This is a genomic window from Marinobacter sp. 3-2 (genome assembly GCF_003751355.1).
Lineage (GTDB): Bacteria > Pseudomonadota > Gammaproteobacteria > Pseudomonadales > Oleiphilaceae > Marinobacter > Marinobacter adhaerens.
This window is the reverse complement of sequence record NZ_RJUQ01000013.1, coordinates 325,231-348,482: the sequence shown is the minus strand read 5'-3', so window position 1 is coordinate 348,482 and position 23,252 is coordinate 325,231. Positions and strand designations below refer to the sequence as shown.

At 59.6% G+C, this 23,252-nt stretch carries 19 protein-coding genes; 9 read left to right on the top strand and 10 right to left on the bottom strand.

Annotated features, from left to right (window positions below):
- Complete coding sequence (locus EDB94_RS09010; RefSeq protein WP_108018151.1) at nt 1-789, bottom strand: ABC transporter substrate-binding protein; 789 nt, start codon at nt 787-789, stop codon at nt 1-3.
- Nucleotides 790-932: 143 nt separating this feature from the next.
- Here EDB94_RS09010 and yfbR point away from each other — a divergent pair, with 143 nt between their 5' ends.
- Nucleotides 933-1,526 (top strand): 5'-deoxynucleotidase, encoded by a 594-nt coding sequence (yfbR, locus tag EDB94_RS09005; RefSeq protein WP_014578986.1) that lies wholly within the window; start codon nt 933-935, stop codon nt 1,524-1,526.
- A gap of 14 nt (nt 1,527-1,540) precedes the next feature.
- On the opposite strand, the gene EDB94_RS09000 is transcribed toward yfbR, so the two are convergent.
- Both EDB94_RS09000 and EDB94_RS08995 read right to left on the bottom strand, forming a co-directional pair.
- On the bottom strand, nt 1,541-2,575 hold the full coding sequence (locus EDB94_RS09000) for an SPFH domain-containing protein (protein WP_014578987.1): 1,035 nt from the start codon (nt 2,573-2,575) through the stop codon (nt 1,541-1,543).
- 2 nt (nt 2,576-2,577) lie between these two features.
- Nucleotides 2,578-3,036: an NfeD family protein gene (locus EDB94_RS08995; RefSeq protein WP_041645902.1), complete on the bottom strand. Its 459-nt coding sequence runs from the start codon at nt 3,034-3,036 to the stop codon at nt 2,578-2,580.
- A gap of 204 nt (nt 3,037-3,240) precedes the next feature.
- Here EDB94_RS08995 and EDB94_RS08990 point away from each other — a divergent pair, with 204 nt between their 5' ends.
- The 3 genes from EDB94_RS08990 to EDB94_RS08980 all read left to right on the top strand — a co-directional run bounded on the left by EDB94_RS08990 (nt 3,241) and on the right by EDB94_RS08980 (nt 6,092).
- Nucleotides 3,241-4,056, top strand: coding sequence for an SDR family oxidoreductase (locus EDB94_RS08990; protein ID WP_041645903.1), 816 nt, complete (start codon nt 3,241-3,243; stop codon nt 4,054-4,056).
- Between the two features lie 101 nt (nt 4,057-4,157).
- Nucleotides 4,158-5,258 carry a sensor domain-containing diguanylate cyclase gene (locus EDB94_RS08985; RefSeq protein ID WP_108018150.1) on the top strand — a complete coding sequence of 367 codons (1,101 nt, stop codon included), beginning with the start codon at nt 4,158-4,160 and terminating at the stop codon, nt 5,256-5,258.
- A 48-nt stretch (nt 5,259-5,306) separates the two neighbouring features.
- On the top strand, nt 5,307-6,092 hold the full coding sequence (locus tag EDB94_RS08980; protein ID WP_108018149.1) for a class II glutamine amidotransferase: 786 nt from the start codon (nt 5,307-5,309) through the stop codon (nt 6,090-6,092).
- Between the two features lie 131 nt (nt 6,093-6,223).
- Here the strand turns inward: EDB94_RS08980 and EDB94_RS08975 are convergent, their stop codons facing one another.
- A complete protein-coding gene (locus EDB94_RS08975; protein WP_108018148.1) occupies nt 6,224-7,129 on the bottom strand; it encodes a metal-dependent hydrolase in 906 nt (301 codons plus the stop codon).
- 225 nt (nt 7,130-7,354) lie between these two features.
- Here EDB94_RS08975 and EDB94_RS08970 point away from each other — a divergent pair, with 225 nt between their 5' ends.
- Together EDB94_RS08970 and EDB94_RS08960 are read left to right on the top strand one after the other, a co-directional pair.
- Nucleotides 7,355-8,461 carry an AraC family transcriptional regulator gene (locus EDB94_RS08970; RefSeq protein WP_108018147.1) on the top strand — a complete coding sequence of 369 codons (1,107 nt, stop codon included), beginning with the start codon at nt 7,355-7,357 and terminating at the stop codon, nt 8,459-8,461.
- Between the two features lie 367 nt (nt 8,462-8,828).
- Nucleotides 8,829-9,236: a TM2 domain-containing protein gene (locus EDB94_RS08960; protein WP_014578994.1), complete on the top strand. Its 408-nt coding sequence runs from the start codon at nt 8,829-8,831 to the stop codon at nt 9,234-9,236.
- A 9-nt stretch (nt 9,237-9,245) separates the two neighbouring features.
- On the opposite strand, the gene EDB94_RS08955 is transcribed toward EDB94_RS08960, so the two are convergent.
- The gene (locus EDB94_RS08955; protein WP_108018145.1) at nt 9,246-10,613 is read right to left on the bottom strand and encodes a wax ester/triacylglycerol synthase family O-acyltransferase; all 1,368 of its coding nucleotides are present in this window, start codon (nt 10,611-10,613) and stop codon (nt 9,246-9,248) included.
- 188 nt (nt 10,614-10,801) lie between these two features.
- Between EDB94_RS08955 and EDB94_RS08950 the strand changes: the two genes are divergently transcribed.
- Complete coding sequence (locus tag EDB94_RS08950; protein WP_260312546.1) at nt 10,802-11,878, top strand: efflux RND transporter periplasmic adaptor subunit; 1,077 nt, start codon at nt 10,802-10,804, stop codon at nt 11,876-11,878.
- Nucleotides 11,878-15,042, top strand: a complete 3,165-nt coding sequence (locus EDB94_RS08945; protein WP_108018143.1) for an efflux RND transporter permease subunit — start codon at nt 11,878-11,880, stop codon at nt 15,040-15,042. Before EDB94_RS08950 ends, EDB94_RS08945 begins: the two co-directional genes overlap by 1 nt.
- 135 nt (nt 15,043-15,177) lie before the next feature.
- Here the strand turns inward: EDB94_RS08945 and nirD are convergent, their stop codons facing one another.
- A complete protein-coding gene (nirD, locus tag EDB94_RS08940; RefSeq protein WP_108018142.1) occupies nt 15,178-15,546 on the bottom strand; it encodes a nitrite reductase small subunit NirD in 369 nt (122 codons plus the stop codon).
- 186 nt (nt 15,547-15,732) lie between these two features.
- A complete protein-coding gene (gene nirB, locus EDB94_RS08935) occupies nt 15,733-18,246 on the bottom strand; it encodes a nitrite reductase large subunit NirB (RefSeq protein WP_108018141.1) in 2,514 nt (837 codons plus the stop codon).
- 361 nt (nt 18,247-18,607) lie between these two features.
- Between nirB and EDB94_RS08930 the strand changes: the two genes are divergently transcribed.
- Complete coding sequence (locus EDB94_RS08930; RefSeq protein ID WP_181259025.1) at nt 18,608-19,906, top strand: nitrate regulatory protein; 1,299 nt, start codon at nt 18,608-18,610, stop codon at nt 19,904-19,906.
- Between the two features lie 12 nt (nt 19,907-19,918).
- Here EDB94_RS08930 and EDB94_RS08925 read toward each other — a convergent pair whose 3' ends face one another.
- From EDB94_RS08925 to EDB94_RS08915, 3 genes are all read right to left on the bottom strand, one after another.
- Nucleotides 19,919-20,617, bottom strand: coding sequence for a hypothetical protein (locus tag EDB94_RS08925; RefSeq protein ID WP_108018139.1), 699 nt, complete (start codon nt 20,615-20,617; stop codon nt 19,919-19,921).
- A gap of 109 nt (nt 20,618-20,726) precedes the next feature.
- The gene (locus EDB94_RS08920; RefSeq protein WP_008176957.1) at nt 20,727-21,245 is read right to left on the bottom strand and encodes an Hcp family type VI secretion system effector; all 519 of its coding nucleotides are present in this window, start codon (nt 21,243-21,245) and stop codon (nt 20,727-20,729) included.
- A gap of 214 nt (nt 21,246-21,459) precedes the next feature.
- Nucleotides 21,460-23,184, bottom strand: a complete 1,725-nt coding sequence (locus EDB94_RS08915; protein ID WP_108018138.1) for a bifunctional protein-serine/threonine kinase/phosphatase — start codon at nt 23,182-23,184, stop codon at nt 21,460-21,462.
- Nucleotides 23,185-23,252 lie beyond the last annotated feature (68 nt).

Below are 23,252 nucleotides of genomic sequence, written 5' to 3'. Positions count from 1 at the left end.
TCAGGGGGCCTCGAAACCGGTCAGAAAACCGGCTGGCAACTGGAGTCCCCAGTTTTCCACGAGTTGCCGGTAGCGACCGTTATCGACCAGTGGCGCCAGAAGCCGCAGCATCTCGTCGGCGCTCGCAGCGCCGCCTTTGCGGGCGATGATGCTGAGCTGGTAGCGCTGGTCCGGCTCCCTTGAAACCAGCAATTTATCCCAGTCTTCAGGATGCCCGGCCAAGTGCCGCTGGAGGTAGGAATGGCTGACAATGGCGACTTCGGCAACGGACGGCCGGTCCGCCTTGATCAGTTTGATGTTGCGGCTGTGGCTGTCGGAGAACTCGATGTTGAATTTCTGCTCCAGCACGGAGTTGTCGGTTTCGTAACCGGTAAAACCATAGTGATAGCCTGAAATGGCGACAATCGACCGCTGTTCCAGGTCGTCAAAGAACGAGTCGTCACGGCCTGGTTTTTTGAGAGCGACATACAGCTCCTCATCTGCCAGGATCGGTCGGGAGATGTCGACGTTTCTCTTTGTCCAGCCCCAGCCGGGGCTTTCAAAGAAGATAACGTCGTACAGGCCGGCCTCGAAATCCAGGTAGCGACGCTTGGGCGAAGTATAGAAGACTCGGAAGGATACCGTTGGGTTGGCTTGCTCAAGTTCTTGCAGCAGGTCTCCGAGCAGCCCGGTGGGTTCCCCATTGTCGTCAACACTGGCAATCGGAGGGAAGTGGTAAACGCCCACGGTGATTTCGGTTTCATCGGCAAAAACCGGCGCCGCTGCCAGCATAATTGCGGCAGAAAACATGGCCAGTAGTTTCCAAATCGGTGCTTTTGTGAGCACGATGCTCCCCGGTTGTGTAACAATTGAATACGCATTCAGAATAGCACGGTGATTTTGTGCACCTGAAGCAAAAGATTATTAACTTATGCAAAACGGATCTGTAAGTGATGGGTAACGGTGTCAGCCATTTTTTTGCCTACGTCTCCCGCCTGCGCTGGATCAAGCGCTGGGGGCTGATGCGCAATGCCATTGAGGAAAACGTGGCCACCCACTCCTGGGAGGTGGCGACCCTCGCCCATGCGCTTGCCATCATCCGTAACCGGCATTTTGGCGGCCGGGTGAACGCCGATCGTATTGCCGCAGCAGCGCTTTATCATGACGCAACAGAGGTGATCACCGGCGATATGCCGACACCGGTGAAATACCATTCAAAGGTGATGCGAGAGGCCTTCGGAGATATTGAACACAAGGCGGAGGCCGAATTGCTGGCACTGCTGCCGGAGGATCTGCGGGAGGATTTTTCACCCTACGTTCGGGAATCGCAGCTACCGGCAGAAGACAAGGAACTCATCAAAGCCGCCGACAGGTTGTCGGCGTGGCTGAAGTGCCAGGCGGAGATCCGCGCCGGCAACAAGGAATTCGAGCCCGCCGCCCGACAGATCCGCAAGCGGTTGGACGAGGACGGGTTGCCAGAGGTTGCTTATTTTCTGAAGGTGTTTGCCCCCAGTTACGAGCAACCCCTGGATAATCTGCTGGGTTGAGAGGCCCTCAGGCTTTAGCTGTTACCGGCCGAGCCGACCAGCCCGCCACGCAGACCATCGCGCTGCAAATGCTGACGAACGGTGTCTTCCGGGCTACCGGCCAGTTCGCGGAACATGCCCATGGAGCCCAGAAGGGCCGAGGATTCATAGGGCACAAACACCCGCTCACCTTCTTTCGCCATATTCGGCAGAACCTTGATATAGCTCTGGCCCAGCAGGTAACCAATGACGGTCTGCTTGTTTTCCTCGGAATCGCCCATGGCACTGAGTACCAGACGGATGGACTCCTGTTCCCCCTGCGCCCGGAGAATGGCCGATTCCTTGTCGCCCTGGGCGTTGAGGATGGCGGACTCCCGCTGACCCTGGGCCATGGCGATGGCTGCTGACTTTTCACCCTCGGCTTCGGTGACCGTGGCCCGGCGTTTCCGCTCGGCAGCCATCTGCAATCGCATGGCTTCTTCCACTTCTTCCGGCATGCTGATGTCCTGAACCTCCACCCGGGTGAGTTTTACACCCCACTTGGAAGCGGCCTCTTCCATCTCGGCTTGGATCGCGTTATTCACCTCGCTGCGGGATTCAAACAGCTTGTCCAGTTCCATCTTGCCGACCACCGAGCGCAGGGTGGTCTTGGCCAGCACTTCCACCGCCTGGCTCATGTTGGCCACTTCGTACACTGCCCGGCGCGGGTCGATGATCTGGTAGTAGAGGGCGCCGTTGATCTTCACCGTCACGTTGTCGGTGGTCACCACGGGCTGTCCCGGAAAGTCCATGACCGTTTCCCGGCGGTCGATGCGGGTTTCGTCGCTCATCACCGGATGATAATCCTCACCCATGCGTACGTAGCGGATCATGGTGATCGGCCGTGGGCGCTCGATGAAGGGAATAATGATGTTCACACCGCTTTCGAGGATCCGGTTGAACGACCCCAGGCGCTCAATCACCATTACCTCCGACTGGCGCACGATGACCAGACCCTTGGCAATGATGAAAATGCCAATGGCGACTACGATCAGACTGATAACCAGTCCGGGTGAAAGATACTGTTCCATGTTTACTGTTCCTTGTGTGTGATCGTCTCAACAACGGCGGTCGTGCCGTCAAACTGTTTGAAAATGACGTCGGTTCCTTCCGGAAGGTCGGTTTCCCCGGTGTCGGTGACTCGCAGGCGATAGAAATCGCCGTTGACCTTGATGCCCGTGGCACCGTCAAAGTCCCGTTTCAGGGTCTGATAGCGCCGGCCCTGCTCGACGCCTGTGCCTGTCGTTCCATACGCCACGCCCTTGGGGGAAAAGCGCGGCCGTATCCAGCGTATGGCGACGGGAACCAGGATTCCCGAAAAAATCCCCATCCCCGCCAGTTGCCACTCAAAGGGCACATCGAGGAACGCCAGCAAGGCGGTCAGGGCCGCGGCGATGCCGAGGGCGAGCAGCAAGAGCACGCCGGAGGTGAGCTCGGCCAGGCACAGCACCAGTGCCAGGATCAGCCAGAAATGCGTAAGACTCCATTCCATACAGAAAATCCACAGGTTCGGGAGAGGCGTCGGGTTGCTTTTGCGCACCGAACGACGGCACCGGATTGTACCGGAAACCGGGGGCCGAGTCAGAGGGTGGCCGGAATGCCTTGCGGCCTGGTTCACTAAAGCCATATCCCGCGGGCGGGCAATTGTTAGAGTATCTGCTTTAATTGAAAAGCCTACAACAAGAGGTCTTTGACCATGAAAAAGCTGAAAAACAAAGTGGCCGTTGTTACCGGTGCCGGCTCGGGTATCGGCCGCGCACTCGCCAAATCGCTGGCGGACCGGGGCTGCCGGCTGGCGCTGTCCGACGTCAATGAGTCAGGCCTGGCCGAAACCGCTGCAGCGCTCAGCGGCGCTGATGTAAAAACCTACCGGCTGGACGTGTCTGATCGCGATGCCATATTTGCCCATGCCGAAGAGGTTGCGAAGGACTTTGGCCAGGTGAATCTGGTGATCAACAACGCGGGCGTTGCGCTGTCCGCCACCGTGCGGGAGATGACCGACGAGGACTTCAAATGGGTCATGGATATTGATTTCTGGGGCGTTGCCCATGGCACCCGCGCCTTCCTGCCACATCTGATTGCCTCGGGCGATGGCCATGTGGTGAACGTGTCCAGTGTGTTTGGCCTGATCGGCGTGCCCAAACAGAGTGCCTACAATGCCGCAAAGTTTGCGGTTCGCGGCTTCACCGAAGCCCTGCGTCAGGAGATGAAGCTGGAAAACCAGCCGGTTGCGGTGAGTTGTGTGCACCCTGGCGGTATCCGAACCAACATCGCCAACGCCGCCCGCATGGGTAAATCCGAGAACGCTGTGGCCCAACGCAAGGGCTTCGACAAACTGGCCATGACCACGCCCGAGAAGGCAGCGGAAACCATTGTGAAAGGCATCCTCAAGAATGAGTCCCGTATTCTGGTAGGCCCCGATGCCTGGGGAATTGACGCGATCAACCGACTGCTGGGGTCTGCGTACCAGCCGCTGGTCGAGCGCTTCTCCCGCAAGAACCTTTATATCTGACAACACCCCGTGTACAGCGGGCCTGACGACCGGGCCCGCTGTACATTTTACAAACAGTGTTTCGAGGCTATACTCGGAAGCTGATCCAAGGAAGAGTCAGCATGAATACGCCTCACCATTCCGACCTGGGGGCCACTCTGGAACAGAGCCGCTCGGGTTTGCGCGACAGTCACCGCCGCTCACTGATGCGGCTGCTTTTTCTGATCACCGGCTCGGCACTGGTGGTTTTCGCATGCCTGCAGATTCTCAATGGTTTCCTCTGGGTAGGCATTGGTGAACTCTGCGCCAGTGCCTTGCTCTATTTCGGCGTCTGGCGCCTGAAATCGACGCCCTACCTGCAGCAGTGGGTCTATGCCTACCTGGTGCCGCTGTTCGCATTCTTTCTGGTCATCATGCTGTTGCCCGAAGCATCGGTATCTGCGTTCGTCTGGGTGCTGATGATGCCGGTCCTCGCCTACCTGCTGCTTGGCAAAAAGGAGGGCATGATCCTCAGCGCTCCCTTTATGATCGTCGGCGGTGTTATCTATTACATCCACCTTGGTCAGGTCGGCAATCCCCACGCGATGATCGACCTTCTCAACATGGTGCTGTGCGGCGCACTCATGCTGGCATTCATTCACCTGTACGAAGGTCGCCGGGAACAGGCAGAGCAGCGCCTGGTGGATATGGCCCAGACCGATGCGCTCACTGGTCTGGCCAATCGCAGTAATTTCCAGGGCACGTTGAACCGAACTATTGCCGAGGGCGAGCGCAGCGGTATCGGATTTGCGCTGGTGGTGATGGATATCGACCACTTCAAGGTTGTGAACGACACCCTGGGGCACGAAGCCGGGGATTTCGTGTTGAAGAATATCAGCCGATGCCTGACCGAACGCCTGAGAAGCACGGACTTTGTCGGCCGCCTCGGTGGCGAGGAGTTCGGCCTGATTCTGAGAGATGTGAAGCCGGCGGATGCGTTTGTCCTGATGGACGAGCTGCGCCAGCGGATCTCTGACCGCGAACTGCCCTACGGCGACGCCCGCATCCGGGTGACCGCCTCCTTCGGGATTGCCCATTGGCCAGACCATGGTCGCGAGGCCGAGAGCCTGTTCCGGGTGGCCGACCGCTGGCTATACAGCGGCAAGCGAGCAGGGCGTAACTGCGTGGTCGGCGCCGGCCACAATCCCCGCCAGCTTGAGATTCTCACTGTCGAAGCGAGTTGATTACGTTATTCTTGTGGCAGACATCCTCCGGCAAGAATGAAGTAACCCATGTGCGAATTACTGGCCATGAGCGCCAACACCCCCACTGACCTGTGTTTCAGCTTTACCGGCCTGACCCGTCGGGGTGGACAGACCGGCCCGCACAAGGACGGCTGGGGTGTCGCCTTTTACGAGGGCAAGGGCGTCAGGGCCTTCCACGACGCCGACGCCAGCGCCAGTTCCCGCATCGCCGAGGTGGTCCAGACTCATCCGATCAAAAGCGAAGTGGCCATCTGCCACATCCGCCAGGCCAACGTCGGCGACATCTGCCTGGCCAACACCCATCCTTTCATGCGCGAACTCTGGGGCCGCTACTGGGTCTTCGCCCACAATGGCCAGCTCTCCGGTTTCCGTTCGAATTCCGGCTTCTACGAGCCGGTCGGTACCACCGACAGCGAAGCCCTGTTCTGCGACATCCTCAACCACATGCGCAGCCATTGCGACCGCAACACCCTCACCGACGATATCATTGATCGGCTGGTGCGCCTGTCGAGGGCCTACGCCAGCCAGGGCGTGTTCAACCTCCTGCTCAGCAACGGCGACTGGCTGTTTACCTACTGCACCACCAAAATGGCCAGCATTACCCGACGGGCCCCGTTTGGTCCTGCCCGTCTGAAAGACGCCGATGTAACGGTGGATTTCGAATCGGAAACGACGCCCAATGACATCGTCAGCGTGATCGTTACTGAACCTCTGACCACAGATGAAAAGTGGGATGTTTACGAGCCAGGTGAATGGCGGCTTTGGCGGAAGGGCGAGGTTATTCGCTCTGGCGTCGCCGAGCCGAAGGCCTGACCCGGGAGTGGGGAATCGGGCGGGGAGGTCTTTGTTCCGGGAAAAGGCAACTCGCTGCGCTCAGACATCATTTTCCCTGCACAAAGACCTCCCCACCCGCTTCCCTTCAGGGTTGGGAGTTGCTTCCGTGATTACTGAAGCGTCCTGCGATTACCTTTCTTGTATTGCGGTGCGATGTGCGCCTGGATTTCCTCTTTGAAGCGGGAAATCAGATCGCTGTTGTCGTGGTCCCATGGGTGGAAGCCGGGTTTGAAGTACTCCAGCCACGTAGGAATCAGGCTCGAGAAGGTACCGTTTACGCCCCAGAGGCGCCAGAGTCCCGTGGCCGTGTCTTTCAACGAGAAGTTCTTGCGGTCGTTCAGCATCATCCGGCTGGTGAAATAGCTGCTCATCACGCCCAGAGCGGCGGTGCTGAAGGCAAGATAAAAGGTTCTTTCGGCATAGGTGCCGCCGGCCGCCTGGAACACATCGTAGGCCACCGCCTTGTGCTCGGTTTCTTCAATCGCGTGCCAGACCCATAGCGGGCGCATGGATTCATCCATGTCCTGGCGCACATCGTCACGCTCCAGCAGCATGTCGGCCATCATGGCGGTGAGGTGTTCCAGGGCACAGGTGATCGCCAGCTGGTGACGCTTGGGCAGCTTCTTGGCGATTCCCAGAACCACTTCCAGATGTTTTTCCAGTTCTTCCACCGGCATGCCCTGGTCACGAACGTGCTGGTTCATGGCGACATGCTCCAGGGAGTGCATGGCCTCCTGGCCAATGAATCCGCGTATCTCTTCCTTCAGCTTGGGATCGGAGATCTGGTCCCGGAACGCTCTCACTGAATCCACGAAGAACTGCTCGCCCTGAGGAAACAGCACCGAGAGCCCATTCATGATGTGGCTGATGGTGTAGCTGTTGTCGACCCAGTAACGGGGCACTTGCTCACCAAACTCAAACCCCATGCGCTGGGCGGTGATGGTGACGTTGTCCGGTGTGTTGGAGGCTCGGGTAACCGGAGCCGTCTTCTTTTCTGCGGTTTTGCTGCTCAGCATGTGTGTACTCCTCACTCTGGCTGATGTCATGGCTCCAGTGTGTGGTAGTCAAGGCCGGGCAGGAATGCGCAAAGGGGACGGCCGTCGATCAGGATGGGACACGGGCCGGGATTTGATTGGCCAGGCTGACGGTGAGCAAGGTGTACCGGGCCCCACTGTAGCGGCGGGAGGCATCTGATAGAGTCGATTGAAGTGCTTCAGCCAACCCAATAAAAAGGAATGCCAATGAGTGCAACCGGTCTGGACAAAGAACGGCAGATGCTGGGATTGTTCCTGGTGCCGGGCGCTTACCTGCGGGTTCTGGCCGAGACCGTCCGCCAGCTGGGCTATAACGACCGGCTACTTTACGAAGGACTGGACTTCACCCCGGACGATCTCAAGTCCAACGACAGCCGGGTATTTGTCACCGATGCCATCATCATGGCCAAACGGGCCGTGAACCTGGCCGGCCAGGACGGTCTCAGTTTTATGCTGGCTCGTGAATTACGCCTGACCATTCACGGCACCCTGGGCTTCGCGGCCCTCACCAGCCCCACCTTCGCCGATGCCCTGGATTCGGTGCGCCGTTACCTGCATCTGCGGGTGCCTTTTCTCGGCATGAGCCAGTCCGAAGCGGGCGATCAGGTGCTGGTAAAACTCTGCACCGAATTCGAAGTGCCCGGCCTCTATCCGTTTCTGGCGGAGACCGTCAGCGCCACCCTGATCCTGCTGACCGAACAGCTCCTGGATCGGGAGGACGCGGCAAAACACGGCTTTGCCCTGGAAGACGGCAAACTGCCGGGTGTTTCCGTTCGCCTGAGCGCACCGGAGCCGCCCTGGTACCGGCAGTTTGCCGATCAGCTTCCCGTTCGATTCGAATACGGCCAGCCAGACGAGATGATGGTCTTCCCGCGGGAGCTTCTGAATGTGCAGATGCGTCTTGCCGACGCCGAAGCCTCCCGAATGGCCCGCGACCAGTGCGAGTTCGAGCTGCAGAAGGCCCTGAAGGAGCAGGGCGACATTGTCCTCGCGATCCGCAACATGCTCCGGATGATGCCGGGCCCCTTGCCGTCTCTGGAAGCCATGGCCGAGCGTTTCTGCGTCTCTTCCCGAACCCTGAAACGCCGGCTGGCGGATCGGGATACCAGCTACCGGGAAATTCTCGAGTCGGTGCTGAAAGACCGGGCGATCCAGTTGCTCCGGTACACCAACCAGTCCGTTAGCGAGATTGCCTACGAGTTGGGCTATGCGGACCTTTCCAACTTCAGCCGGGCGTTCCGCAAGTGGACCGGCAAGTCGGCCAGCGAGTTTCGCGAGGGTGGTCCGGATCCTGCCCCAGAGGTCGGTCCCTGATTCTTCCGGGCCTCCTGGTTTGGAGCGTGGTCGCAGGGTGGGGCATAAATTTTTCGGGTAAAAAGCAACTCGCTTCGCTCAGACATCTTTTTCCCCGAAAAATTTATGCCCCACCCCACGCCCTGCTGACAGCTGAGAATGCAGTCAGAAGAGTTATTGCTCGTTCTTAATTTGTTTTTCTAATCCTATGCCACAATGGTTCGACGGACGGGGGGAAGGAATATTTTCCCGACAGGAAAAAGATGTCTGAGCGAAGCGAGTTGTTTTTCCCGAGGGAAAATATTCCTTCCCCCCGGCCAGCCCCCAGCACATGCAGGCTGGGTCTATAGTGTAAATCGGCTACGAATCCAGAAGGATGAGAACGGATATGACAGAACGCCCAGACACCCACAGCAAACTGATCGGCTACCTGCTCTGGATCTTCGGATTCCTCGGCTCACACCGGTTTTACTACGGCAAACCCGTCACCGGCACCATCTGGTTCTTTACCCTGGGGCTGCTGTTTATCGGCTGGATTATCGATCTGTTCCTGATCCCGGCCATGGACCGCGAAGCGGACCTGAGGTTCCGGGAAGGCGAGGTCAGCTACAACATCGGCTGGATCCTGCTGACCTTCCTCGGTGTGTTCGGCATTCACCGGATGTACATGGGCAAATGGATCACGGGCATCATCTACCTGTTTACCGGCGGCCTGTTCCTGATCGGTGTGCTCTACGACTTCTGGACTCTGAACAACCAGATCTCCATCCGCAACGAAGAGCGCCGCTTCGGCTGATCGACCGGCTCACAGGCCGGCAGCGGCCTCCAGTTCGACCAGGGCCTCTTCCAGGTAGTCGAGCATCCGCTGCAGGCTGGGTAGCGTGCGGCGGCAGCCGATGAGGCCGAACTCCACCTGGTCGCCGTAGCTGGTCAGGGTCATGTTCAGGGCCAGGCGATCCATGGCGATGGAGACCGGGTACATGCCGTCCATCATGGCGCCGTTCCAGTAGCAGGTCTCCCGGGGCCCGGGGACGTTGGAAATGACCACGTTGAAGGTCTGCCATTTCGGTGCCATGCCGGTAAGCAGATGGAACGCCGCCGGCGCCAGGGTCAGGGCGGTGTAGTTGATGATTTCTTCCGCAGACATATGGGCGTAGCGGTCTTTGGCCGCCTTAACATCCTCGTGGATCTGCATCAGCCGGGTAACCGGGCTGGTGACGTCGGTGTGTAGCGAGGCGAGGATAACGCCCACCTGGTTTCCGCCGGAGCTGTCATCCTTGCGCAGGGACACCGGCACCATGGCGATCAGCGGCTTTTCCGGCAGGGCGTCCTGGTTCATCAGGTAGCTGCGCAGTGCTGTGGCGCACATGGCCATCACCACATCATTCACCGTGGTTCCGTAGATTTTACACACTGCCTTTATCCGGCTGAGGTCATAGGACTGTGCGGCGAAGCGTCGGGAGCCGGTGATCTTCTGGTTAAGAATGCTGCGGGGCGCGTGGAATATGGAGGAGTAGGCGGGGTCTTTGCAGGCGTTATTGATGGTTCGCAGCAGTTCCCGGGCGACGGTGGGCACGGTACCCAGTTGCTTCCCGGATTCACCCAGCAGGTGGCCAATGCTTCGCCATAGCGAAGGGCCGCCATCATCCTTCTCACGCTCCGGGCGTGGTGGCATGGCCCAGATCGGCGGCATATCCCGCTCTCCGGTATCCTGGCACAGCATCCGGGTAACCATCCGCATGGCCGATACACCGTCTACCAGAGCATGGTGTACCTTGATGTACACGGCAAACTGCCGTTCTCCCAGCCCTTCGATCAAATGAAATTCCCACAGCGGTCGCTCCCGATCCATCAGGTGGGAATGTTCCGCCGAGACAAACGACAACAGCTCTCTTACCCGTCCCGGGGTCGGTAGCGCTTCGAACCGGAAGTGATGCTCCAGATCCAGGTGCTCATCCTCTACCCACACCGGCTGACCGAAACGGTAATCCAGTCGCTGGTTGAAAGGTGGCGTCACCTTTGTGTGTTGCCTTAACCGGTCCGCCAGCTGGGCGACGTAATCATCCGGAGCGCCTTCGGGAAAAGAGAACAGTTGAAGACCGCCCACGTGCATGGGTTGCTGCCGTTTTTCCAGCCAGAGAAAAAGCTGATCCGTGGGGCTGAGAGGTTTCACAGGGCATCCTTGTTGTCAGTATTGTGACAATAGTAGCGCAGATGGATTGGAACGGAATTGACCCCGGTATGCATTGACTTCAATGGTGGGGCCAAACGCGGTCCGAGGTCCGGACGGACGTTTTCATCGTAGGTCATTCTTTAAAGTTAGCAATTGCATCCATCGCACTGATTCATGGAGAAAAGGACGTGGGTAACGCTACCAGGACCCTGCAAGGGGTCTTATTGTCTGTCTGCAGTCTGTTTCCTCTGTTCGCCGCGGCTCAGGATTTACCCGGCGTCCAGTTGGAGACAGTGTCTTCCGAGGACATTGTTCAGGAAGTCACCCTGAACGGGACGGTAAACGCCCTTCGTGTCTCAGGCATGTCCGCGGCGGTAGCCGGCCTCCTGGACGAGGTTCGGGTGGAAACCGGTGATCGGGTTTCCCGGGGTGATGTGCTGGTGGCGCTGGATGATGAAATGGTGACCTGGGAGCTGGCGGCCGCCAGGGCCGAGGCTGAAGAGGCCCGAAGCCGGTTGGAGGAAGCCCGGCGGAGACTGCGCGAGGCCAGGTCTGTGGGTGCGGGCCGTAATATTGCAGCAACGGAAGTCAGTGCCCGGGAGAGTGCGGTTGCCGCCAATGAAGCCACCTTGGCCCGCCTGGAAGCTGCCCGGCAGCAGGTTGAAGTCATGGCTGGCCGTCACCGTGTGACCGCGCCCTTCGATGGCGTGGTCAGCGAGCGCTTTCGGGATCTCGGGGAATGGGTAACCCCGGGTGACCAGCTGCTGACGCTGGTGGATACCGAAAACCTGCGACTGGATTTCCAGGTGCCCCAGGCCTTTTTCAAGCGCATCGACGACAACAGCCGGCTGTTGGTGCAGAACGACGAGGAACTGAGCCAGGCCACCATCGATGTCCTGGTGCCGATCAACGACCCCCGGTCCAGAACCTTTCTTCTTCGAGCGATAAAATCGGATACCCTGAAACTGCTTCCAGGCATGGCGGTGCAGGCGGTACTGCGGGTCACCACCGGGGAGCGGGGCTTGACGGTTTCCCGGGATGCCATCAACCGTTATCCCGAAGGACGGACCACGGTATGGATCGCCGAGCCGGCGGATGAAGAGACCTGGACCGTTCAGGAAAAGCGGGTGCGTCTCGGCACAGGTTTTGAGGGGCGGGTTGAGATAATCAGCGGTCTTGAGACCGGCCAGCGCGTGGTGGTTCGTGGCAACGAGTCCCTGAGCGAGGGTATCAGTGTGCGCATTGCCGAACGGGAGAGCCGCTGATGTTCGCCGGCATTATCCGTCATGGCACCCTGGTTACCGTTATCGCCCTGATCGTTGCCATTCTTGGAACCGCCGCGGCGCTCCGGATTCCGGTTCAGATGATTCCGGACCTGGAAGTGCGTACCGTCACCGTTGAAACCAGCTGGCCGGGTGCGACGCCCCAGGACATCGAGAAGGACATACTGATTGAGCAGGAACGGTTCCTGCGCAATGTTCCGAACCTGAGCCGGATGACTTCCACCGCATCCAGCGGCGCGGCGGAGATCGAGCTGGAGTTCCCGTTCGGGGTGAATATCACCGAGACCCTTATCCAGATCAACAATGCCCTGAGCCAGGTCCCTGATTACCCGAGAAACGTCGATGAGCCGCGCATAGTGGCGGCATCTTTCTCATCCAATGCGTTCATGTATTTCCGTGTCGCTACCCTGGAGGGCAATCCCCGCGAGCTGGACATCGAGCTTATGCGCGATTTCATCGAGGATCGCGTCCGGCCAAGGATGGAGAGTGTGCCGGGGGTTTCCGAGGTTACCGTTGGCGGTGGCGCCGACCGGCAGATGCAGATCATTGTGGACGAATCCGCCCTAGCCCAGCGCGGCCTGAGCCTGGTGGATCTGCGCAACGCAATCGTGGCCCGTAACCAGGACATTTCCGGCGGCGAGATCGACTCTGGCAAGCGCCGGTATCTGTTGCGCACGGTCGGGCGCTTTGACGACGTTGAATCCCTGGAACAGCTGGTGGTACGCCGGCAGGGTGACAGCGTGGTGCGCCTTGGTGAGGTGGCCCGGGTTCAGCAGGGCCATTCCCGGATCCGGGAGCTGTCCTTTATCAACGGACAGCGGGTGATTGGCCTGCAGGTGCGCCGTGAAAGCGGCTCCAACGTCATTGATATCAAGCGCGCGATGATGGACGAAGTGGCCGCCATCAACCAGGAGGTGCTGGAGCCGGCGGGCATGACGCTGGGCCTGACCGCAGACGATGCCCGTTACGTGGAAGCCTCGGTGGCCAATGTCTGGACCAACCTGGGGATTGGCGCCGCCTTCGCAACCCTGGTGATGTTCCTGTTTCTGAGGTCCGGCCGGGCCACGTTTGCCGGGGTGGTGGGCATACCGCTGTCTGCCATAGCCGCGTTTATCGGACTGCTGATCACCGGCCGCACCATCAACGTGATCTCTCTGGCCGGTATCGCCTTTGCCATCGGCATGACGGTGGACAACAGCATCGTGGTGCTGGAGAACATCGAGCGACACCGGCGTTTGGGGCTGGACCGTTTCGAATCGGCCCTCAAGGGCGTGCGTGAAGTCTGGCCGGCGGTGCTGGCGTCCACCACCACAACCATCCTGGTGTTCCTGCCGATCCTGTTTATCGAGGAAGAGGCGGGCCAGCTGTATTCCGACGTGGCCATTGCCATCTCTGCTGCCATTCTCGCCTCCATGTTGGTGGCAATCACCATCATACCCACCCTCTGCGCCCGGCTGGATTTCGGCCGCCGGGGCGTGACCACCGATGAATACGGCAACGAAACCTCGGGTCGCTGGAGCGGGGCCGCCATGGGGGCGGTGCGATGGCTGGTGAATGGCACGGTCCGCCGGCTTCTGGTGATGGCAGCCACCGTCGGCTTTTGCCTGTGGGTGATTTTTGTGCTGACCCCACCCGCCGAATACCTGCCGGAAGGTGAGGAGCCCAAGACCTTTGCCGCCATGTCGGCGCCGCCGGGTTACAACCTCCAGGAGATGGAAGCCATTGCCCGCCAGGTGGAAGACTACTTCCTGCCCCACGTGAACGCGGACGGCCAGGCCTACGCCGCGGGCGAAACCAGCGTGCCGCCCATGGCCTATCTCAATATGCAGGTGACGCCCACCCGAATCCGGATCATCGCCGAGACCCTGAACCCGCGGCACATCGAAGCCCTGATGGACGAGATCACCCGGTTCTATGAACAATTCCCCGGCATGCGCGCCTTCGCGGCCAAAGGCTCCATCATTTCCAGTAACGATGGCGGAACGCGCAGCATCAACCTGGACATCTCGGGGCCGGATCTGGTGTCGGTCTACGGCGCTGCGAACGCAGCTTACCAGCGCGCCGAGCAAATCTTCGACAACCCCCGCATCCAGAGCCAACCCTCCACGCTGTCTCTGGCACAGCCGCTGATCCAGATCATGCCCGACTGGGATCGTGCGGCGGAACTCGGCCTCGGCGCCGAAGGCATTGGCTTTACCGTGGCCTCACTGACCGAGGGCAGCTACGTCGACGATTTCTTCCTTGATGACGAGAAGATCGATATCTACGTCTATCGCAGCGAGGGCCGCAACCCGTCGCTGGACAGTCTGCCGGATGTCATGGTGCATACACCCCAGGGTGCTACCCTGCCACTCTCCAGCCTGGCTACCATCGAGGAAACCGTGGATACCAGCACGGTCCGCCGGGTGGACGGTCGCCGCACCGTGACCCTGAATGTGATTCCCCCGGACGACGTACCGCTCGAAGCCGGCGTGGAGAGGGTGCGCACGGAACTGTTGCAGTTCATGCGGGACAGCGGCGCATTGCCCGCGAATGTGAACGTGGATATCTCCGGCGCCAGCGACCAGTTGAATGCCACCCGGGAGGCACTGACCGGCAATTTCATCATTGCCATTGCCATCGTCTACCTACTGCTGGTGGCCATCTTCGCGCACTGGGGATTCCCGCTGCTGATCATGACCGCAATACCGCTTGGCGTGGCCGGTGGCATTGTGGGCCTGGCCCTGATGAACCTGGTCGGTGGCCTGCTGCCCATGATCGGCCTCCAGCCTCTGCGACAACCTTTCGACATGATTACCATGCTGGGCTTTCTGATCCTGATGGGAACCGTGGTGAATAACCCGATCCTGGTGGTGGACCAGGCCCGGCAGAACCTGCGTCAGAAAGGCGTTACCGTAGTACAGGCCGTCACCGCCGCCGTCCAGACCCGCCTGCGCCCCATCGCCATGACCACCCTGACCACCATCTGCGGCCTCTCGCCCCTGGTATTCCTGCCGGGCGAAGGCACCGAACTCTACCGGGGCGTGGGCGCAATCGTCCTGTTCGGCCTCTTGGGGGCTGCCATCGTAACGGTCACCTTCCTGCCGTCACTGACCATCTTTGTGCTGAGCTGGCGGGAGCGTTGGCGTCGCTCCAGAGAGGTTTAGCTTCGGAGTATCGCCGTCACGCGCCATGGGAGGTCTTTCTTCCGGGGAAAAGCAACTCGCTTCGCTCAGACATCTTTTCCCCTGCACAAAGACCTCCCATACCACGCGCCGGCTTCCGCCGGCATTGTTAAGGGCTTAGGCCGCGATGGATTCTCGCTGGTTGGCCCGGACCTCCAAGCGGATCTGATTGCCGTCCAGCAGAACAGGGTAGGTTTTGACCCGTACGGCATCGTCTTCCAGACACACACCGGTGCGCAGACTGAAATGCTGCTTGTACAGCGGCGAGGCCACCACCGGCTCCCCTTTCAGATCCCCGGTAATCCCCCGGGCTAGCACATTGGCGCCGCTGAACGGGTCAGTGTGACTGATGGCAAACAACGCGGGCAGCCGGTGAGGCAGATAAAACACCGCGACCGGTCCTTCGTCTGTCCAGACTGCAACGCCGGATTCCGACACCAGGTCGTCTACCGTGCAAACTGCTTCCCAACGAGTGCGTGGTTTCATTTTGTTTCTCCTAATCCTTCCGCGTTTATCTCAACGATTTTCTGATGCGATACCACCAAAGCTTGGCGAGCGAGGTGGTATGGGGGTGCTTTTCTGGCGGGAAAAAGATGTCTGAGCGAAGCGAGTTGTTTTTCCCAGAAGAAAAGTATCCCCATGGCGCCTTGCTCAAAACGCCAAACCCGCAGGCTACGCAGACTCAGTCTCCAAAACAGGCCGCCGCTGCCCCCGCTCAACGGTCCACTCCTGCACCGGATCCGACTGCGAAGGCGCATTAACAAACTCCCGGAATCGCTTCCGCTTGTCCGGATCCTCAACGGCGGTTTTCCACTCGCACTGGTAAGTCCCAACAATCCCCTCCATGTGCTCCTCCAGCTCCGCGCCAATCCCAAGGCTGTCTTCAAGCACCACCTGCTTCAGGTACTCCAGACCACCCTCCAGGTTTTCCATCCAGACACTGGTGCGCTGCAGCCGGTCGGCGGTGCGCACATAGAACATCACCACCCGGTCAATGGTCCGGATCAGCTCCTCGTCCGACAGGTCGGTGGCAAACAGATCGGCGTGGCGAGGCCGCATGCCGCCGTTGCCGCAGACATACAGGTTCCAGCCGTTCTCCGTGGCGATCACACCAAAGTCCTTGCTCTGGGCTTCGGCGCATTCCCGGGTACAGCCGGAGACCGCCATCTTCACCTTGTGGGGCGCCCGCAGGCCCTTGTAACGGTCCTCGAGGCGAATCGCCATGCCCACGCTGTCCTGAACGCCGTACCGGCACCAGGTGTTGCCAACGCAGGACTTCACGGTACGCAGTGACTTGCCATAGGCATGGCCGGTCTCGAACCCGGCGGCGATCAGTTTTTCCCAGATCTCCGGCAGCTGGCTCAGGGTGGCTCCAAACAGGTCCACCCGCTGGCCGCCGGTGATCTTGGTGTACAGGTCGTACTCCTTGGCCACCTCGCCCAGCACGATCAACTTGTCCGGGGTGATCTCGCCGCCGGGAATCCTTGGCACGATGGAATAGGTACCGTTCTTCTGCATGTTGGCCATGAAGGTGTCGTTGGTGTCCTGCAGCGGCACGTGATCCGTGGCCAGGATGTGCTCGTTCCAGCAGGTAGCCAGGATCGAGGCCACCGCCGGTTTGCAGATATCGCAGCCGTGGCCTTTGCCGTGCTGGCTGATCAGGGTGCGGAAGGTGCGAATGCCGTTCACCTTCACGATATGGAACAGCTCCTGGCGACTGTAAGGGAAGTGCTCGCACAGATCCTTGCTGACTTCCACGCCGCGCTTTTCCAGTTCGCTGTCCACCACGTTCTTCAGGAGCGCCGTACAACCGCCGCAGCCGGTGCTGGCCTTGGTCTCGGCCTTGACGCTGCCAAGGTCGGAGCAGCCCGCATCAATGGCACCGCAGATATCGCCCTTGGTGACGTTGTGGCAGGAGCAGATTGAGGCGGTTTCCGGAAGAGCGTCGGGTCCCAGGGCCGGCGCCCCTCCCTGGCTTTCCGGCAGGATCAGCGTTTCCGGATTCTCCGGCAGGGTGATGCCATTGAGGGCGTATTGCAGCAGGGTGTCGTAGTGGCTGTTGTCGCCCACCAGGATGGCGCCCAGCAGGGTCTTGCCATTCTCGCTGATGACCATTCGCCGGTAGTGGCCGGCCTGTTCATCGTTAAAGCGGATGTTGCGGGCGCCCGGGGTCTGGGCGTGGGCGTCGCCGATGGAACCCACATCCACCCCCAGCAGTTTGAGCTTTGTGCTCATGTCGGCGCCGGTGAAACTGGTCTCCCGATCGCCGTTCAGCGCAGCCGACAGGGTGCGGGCCATGGTATAGCCCGGGGCCACCAGGCCGAAAATCTTCTGTTCCCAGAGCGCGCACTCACCAATAGCGTGCACATGCGGATCCGAGGTCGTGCAGTAATTGTCGATCACGATGCCGCCGCGCTCGCCGATCTCCAGGCCACTGGCCCGGGCCAGGGCATCCTGGGGCCGGATGCCGGCGGAAAAGACGATCAGGTCGGTTTCCAGAAAGGACTCGTCGCTGAAGTTCATGCGCAGCCGGGCGTCCTCGCCCTCAGTGATCGCTGTAGTCGCCTTCTCGGTGTGCACCTGGACGCCCAGCTCCTCAATCTTGTGGCGCAGTAAGGCGCCGCCATCGGCATCCAGCTGAACCGGCATCAGCCGGGTCGCAAATTCCACGACGTGGGCTTCCAGTCCCAGGCTTTTGAGCGCATTGGCGGCTTCAAGACCCAGCAGGCCGCCTCCGACCACCACGCCTGCGCGGGCACCTTCCGAGCTGGCTCGGATGGCATCCAGGTCATCCAGGGTCCGGTAAACCAGGCAGTGTGGGCGATCATTGCCCTCGATGGGGGGCACAAACGGATAGGAACCGGTGGCCAAAACCAGTTCGTCGTAACGGTAGCTGCCCCGGGGCGTCGCCAGGGTGCGATCTTCCCGGTTGATGCCGGTCACCTGCTCGTTCAGGTGCAGCTGGATGCCCTGCTCGGTGTACCACTCCAGCGTGCCCATGGCGAGATCGGCGTGGGTGGAGCCGCCGAAATACTCCGACAGGTGAACCCGATCATAGGCCAGCTGCTTTTCCTCGCCGAATACGATGATCTCAAAATCGGCAGCGGCCGGGCTGGCGCAGAATTGTTCCAGGAAGTGATGGCCAACCATGCCATTGCCAATCACGATCAGGGTTTTCTTGCTCATTCCGGTTCTGCCTCCCACACAACAAAAAAAGCCGGAGCATCTATTCCCGAGGGTGGGAAATCGATGGTCCGGCGCCAATGCCAACAACAATGATCTGATGGTCCGGCCTGATCCGTGGCCGGGACGTTCGTCCTTGACAAATACTTAGCGATCTTCGTGCCAGGTTTTTAAAGCCATTAAAAACAAAGTCTTGAGAATTTCCGCAGGATTCGAGGGCGATTTCTGATCCGAAAACTGCCCTGTCGCAGGGCAGACTGCACGGCTTTGGCGCCTGTTTCGTGTGGCCCGGTAATTGCTCCACTGTCTCTGCGAATTGCAGAGAATGCCCATGGTGGTAAGGGTGAAAGCGCCCGGGAGTGTAATGATGAATACCAAGCGCAATACCGTTCCGGAAATTCCCGGTGCAGGCGACTATCTGATTGCGTCCAAGACGTGCGAGCTGATGAGCCTCCAGTACTTTTTGCAGATGGGCAGGCTGGTTCAATGCATCAGTAGTCTGGTTCATGGTCTGCAACGGGAGCGTGGCGCTTCCAATGTGTTTCTCGGTTCCTCCGGCAAGAAGTTTCAGGAGGAGCGAAAGTCGCTGGCAGTTGAATCGGACCGACTCAAACGCGAGTTTGAGCTGGCGCTGGCGGAGATCCACGAGGAACTGACAGGCCACCCTGTCAGTAGCCGTCTGCTGAACCAGATTGCCAGCGCCCTGCATGGCCTTGAGGGGTTGGGCGAATTAAGACGTTGCGTTGTTGCCCGGAAAGTCACTGCCGAATCGGCCACTGAGGACTACAGCAGTCTCATTCATAATTTGATCGCGGTTGTATTCGAGGCCGCCGACACGGCTGTCGATCCCACCATTGCCGGGTTGTTGGTGGCGATGGTCCACCTGATGAACGGCAAAGAGCTGTGTGGGCAGGAACGGGCCGTGGGTTCTGCCGGTTTCTCGAGCGGGGCATTCGATCGTGCACTTTCGGAGCGCATGGCGCACCTCATTGAGGCGCAGGAACGCTGTTTTGAAGTATTTGCCGGTTTTGCCGATGCGGATTCCCTGTCTCTCTGGCAAAAGGTGAGTAGCCACGAGCGTGAAGGTGAGATCGAGCGAATGAGACGTCTGGCGTCTTCTGTGGGCCGGTTCAAGGACCTCGATCCCGAGCTCGCCGATCAGTGGTTCAAGCTGATGACAGAGCGTATCGATGCTCTGAAACAGATTGAGGATTCTGTCGAGGGCTGCTTTCACACCCGATGTATTGAGCGCTTTGCCGCTGCCAAAAAGTCATTGGCGCATCAGGAGACACTGATCGCATCGCTTGATACCGGTGGGGCTGCCAGTCAACCCTTGCTGGTTCTGTGCAATTCCGGAAGCGAAGGCTCAACGGGTGAGGCGTTTTCAAGTGAAGGGATGGGTCAGCAGTTCGGCCGCTCAATCTTTGAGCTCGTGCAGGAGCAGACCCGCAGTCTTCAGAAGATGACGGACGAACTCCAGAGTGCGAAGGAAGCGCTGGAAGACCGGAAAACCCAGGAGAAGGCCGTACTCTTGCTGATGAAGCATCGAAAAATCAGTAACGACGAGGCCCACCGCCTGCTCAGGAAACTGGCCATGGATCAGGGGCGGAAATTGCCCGAAGTTGCCCGGTCGCTCATTTCGATGGCGGACGTCCTGCAGTAAACGACGGCGTCGTTAACGTGGGCTTAACCGGCTCAGCATCTGCACCGGTACCCGGTAGCGCACGCCTTTCGAGGGACCGATACCGTCAACGGTGCAGGTTTTGCGATTGACCCGGATGATTTCCCCCTGCATCTCCCGTCGGCCGGCACCGAAGCGAACCGCGTCGCCCACCTGCCAATTGGCCAGCTGCTGCCTTGTGTCTACCGGCTCGAAGGGCGCATCGGGCAGCGCCAGGCCCTGATCCCTGGCCCTCTCTGCCAGGGCTGTGCGGGTGGTTTGCGCGGCACCGCTCGCGTGCAACTCATCCAGAATCGTGTAGAAATGACGGTTGTGCACGGAGCCCCGATATCGCTGTCCGGCACTCTGCTGCAGGAGATGGGCAAATTCGTGGCAGCATGTGTGTGCCAGCAGGTTCAGAGTGCTCAGTTCCCCGCCGAAGTACCCACGTTTCCGTATTTCCCGGCCCGACAGCCAGCCGCTGGCTGTCTCCGGCTGATGCTTGGCGACAATCATGCGGGCACCGTAGGTGATCAGGTGCTGCCGGTCTCGGGAATCGTAACGGTGGTAGGTGGCCTGGCCGGACCCAACCCGGCAATGCAGGACGCTGCCGGGATTGCGTTCCCGGACCCACTGCTCTGCCGGTTGCCAGAGCCAGTCCCGGGTGACGGCGCACATCAGTTTGCCGATTTGCTGAATATCGTTGTTGTCCATGGATCGCACAGTAAGGGGTGTACTGCTGCGATCATACCCGTTGCCGGGGTTGGGGTAAAAACAACAACGGCCGGTGAGACCGGCCGTTGACTGGAAAGCGCGAGGGTAATCAGGCCTCGATCGGCGAACGCCAGTCGTCAGCACCGGACGTGCCGGCAACGGCGTGTTCCCAGGTTACCTTGCGGTAGGACAGCGAAACGGTGACCAGCTGGGTGAAGTCGGCGTTGCCGGCATCCTGGCAGTGGGGCATGTTGCAGTTGATGTCGATGATGGTGGCATCTTCGAGGATGGTGGAGAAGAAGTGCTCCTGCTTGCCCTCAACGGAGGTGCGGTACCATTTCAGTTCGACCTTCGGCAGCATCTCGCCGGAGGCGAGGGCGTTGTACATCAGTGGGGTGGCTTTGTTCAGTGCGGAGGTAAACTTGAACGGCTTATGAACGCGCTGACCGGATGGCTGACCGGACTGGGGATCGGTCGGTACGGTAACAACGTGGCTGAATTCCTGCACCAGCACTTCGTCTTCGTGGCCTTCCACGTAGATGTTGCCGACGGAATCGGAAGTGAAAGCGCCGGCGGTAATGTTGCCCTGGGTTTGGCCTTCGATGCTGATATAACAAGGAGTTGGCATAGTCTGCTCCATGACTTGTGAATGAATATTGTCCTCGGGTGTTCCCTGGACGCCGACCTCCAGTACAAAGCCTGTGCCAGAACATGTAATGTTGTTTAAAACAGTAGGTTATCTTTTTTCTCGGAGATGCTGCGGGCGTGCCGGGCAATCCCGCGCCCGAATGCCAGGCGACGGATTGCTGGCGGGGCAAGAACTTGCTCGGGTAATTCCCGCTTTAGCCCAGGCCTAGGGCTACCAGCAAGGCCAGGAGCAATAGCCCGGATACACCCTGCCAGAAGGCCACGGGATTGCGCTCCATCAATGGCGGTCGACGACGCCTGTGCCAGTCGGCGGGAGGATGTCGGAGGTTATAGAGGTATTCCGAAAGTGCCGAATAGCGTCTGTGGGCCTGGGGATGAACCGCTTTTTCAATGGCATCGTCGACCCAGGCGGGCAGAGTCTCCAGGAACTGTCGGGCAGGTTGATATTTCAAGTTTCGAAGCTGGCTCCTGCTGTGAATCTTGGGCACCTCCGGACCATAGGGGAGCCGGCCGGTGAGCAGCTGATAGGTAATCACTCCGAGGGAATACTGATCTGACAGCCAGGTTCCCGGCTCACCGAGAAAAGTCTCCGGAGCCGTGTAAAGTGCTGCCCCTCGTGGGCCAGCCTGCTCGCCGATATCAGAATCCTCAAGGCCGGCAACCCGGGTGGCACCAAAGTCGATCAGTGTGATGGTGCCATGGGTATCGACCAGTACGTTTTCCGGTTTCAGGTCCTGGTGCACCATTTCAAGCCGGTGAAAGGCCCGCAAGCCCTTAGCGATCTGCTCGACGAGGCCGCGAACCGTTTCAATGGGCGGCGCCGGATTATCCAGCATCCATTGCCGAAGTGTGCAGCCGTCAACGAACTCCGTGGCCTGATACAGAAAGCTGTGTTTCCGGGCGGTGGTATACGGCCGAACAACATAGGGGCTGTTGATTCGCCGGGCAATCCACTGTTCCGTAGAAAACTGTTCCAGATAGACCCGATCATGCCGTTGTTCCATTGACGGCATTTTCAGCGCCACCCTGCTTCCGGTTTCCTCATCAACCGCCAGGTAGATGTGGCTTCGACTGCTGGCGTGAATCTGTCTCAGAATGCGGTAGCCATCCAGACGTTGTCCCGGCTGCAGTTCTGGCGCAAACGGCAGCTCGGCCAGCTCCCTGAACATCTCGCTGTTCCCGAGTGCCCGTGGCGTCGATTCGATCCTGATGATCTGGGCCGTCAGGTTATCGTCACTGCCCTGCTTCAGCGCGGCCGCGGCGAGCTGGCGGGCAGCCGCCTCCAGATCGTGCGTTGATTCCCGGATAATGCGGGCCATGGTTCGTTCATCCAGGTGTTCGTGGATGCCATCGGTGGTAAGCAGGAAGGTGTCGCCTGTTTGTACCGGCAGGCTGTGATAATCAATATCCAGTTGGTGGCCAATGCCCATGGCACGAGTGAGGCAGCTCTCTTCCCTGGAAATCCAGAGCCGATGATCGGTGCTAACCTGTTCGAGCTGTTCAGGATGGACCCGGTAAATGCGCGCATCGCCCACGTGGAACAGGTGCGCCGTGGCAGATTTCAGCACCATCACGCTCAAAGTGCAGACATAGCCCCGGTCGCGGTCATAGCGGTACTGGCTTTGCCGGGTCTGGGCATATAGCCAAGCGTTGGTTGCCCTCAGAACCCGTTGCGCGGACTGTTTGACCGACCAGGTCTCCGGGGTTGAAAAGTAGTCGTTGAGAAACCCGGCGACGGCGGATTCGCTGGCAATCTGACTGACATCGCTGGAGCTGATACCGTCGGCGATGGCAACGGCAATGCCTTTTGTAACCAGCTGACGCCCCGTAGGCACTAACAGACCGTGGAAATCCTGGTTAATCGGCTTTGCGCCAGCTTCCGAGTGCTGGCCGATGGAAATGGACAAGGATGTTGTCATGGAAAACTGGGATTTCCCTGCGGGAGGAAAAAGCAACTCCGGCGGGTGCGGCAGCCGGAGTTGCAGGA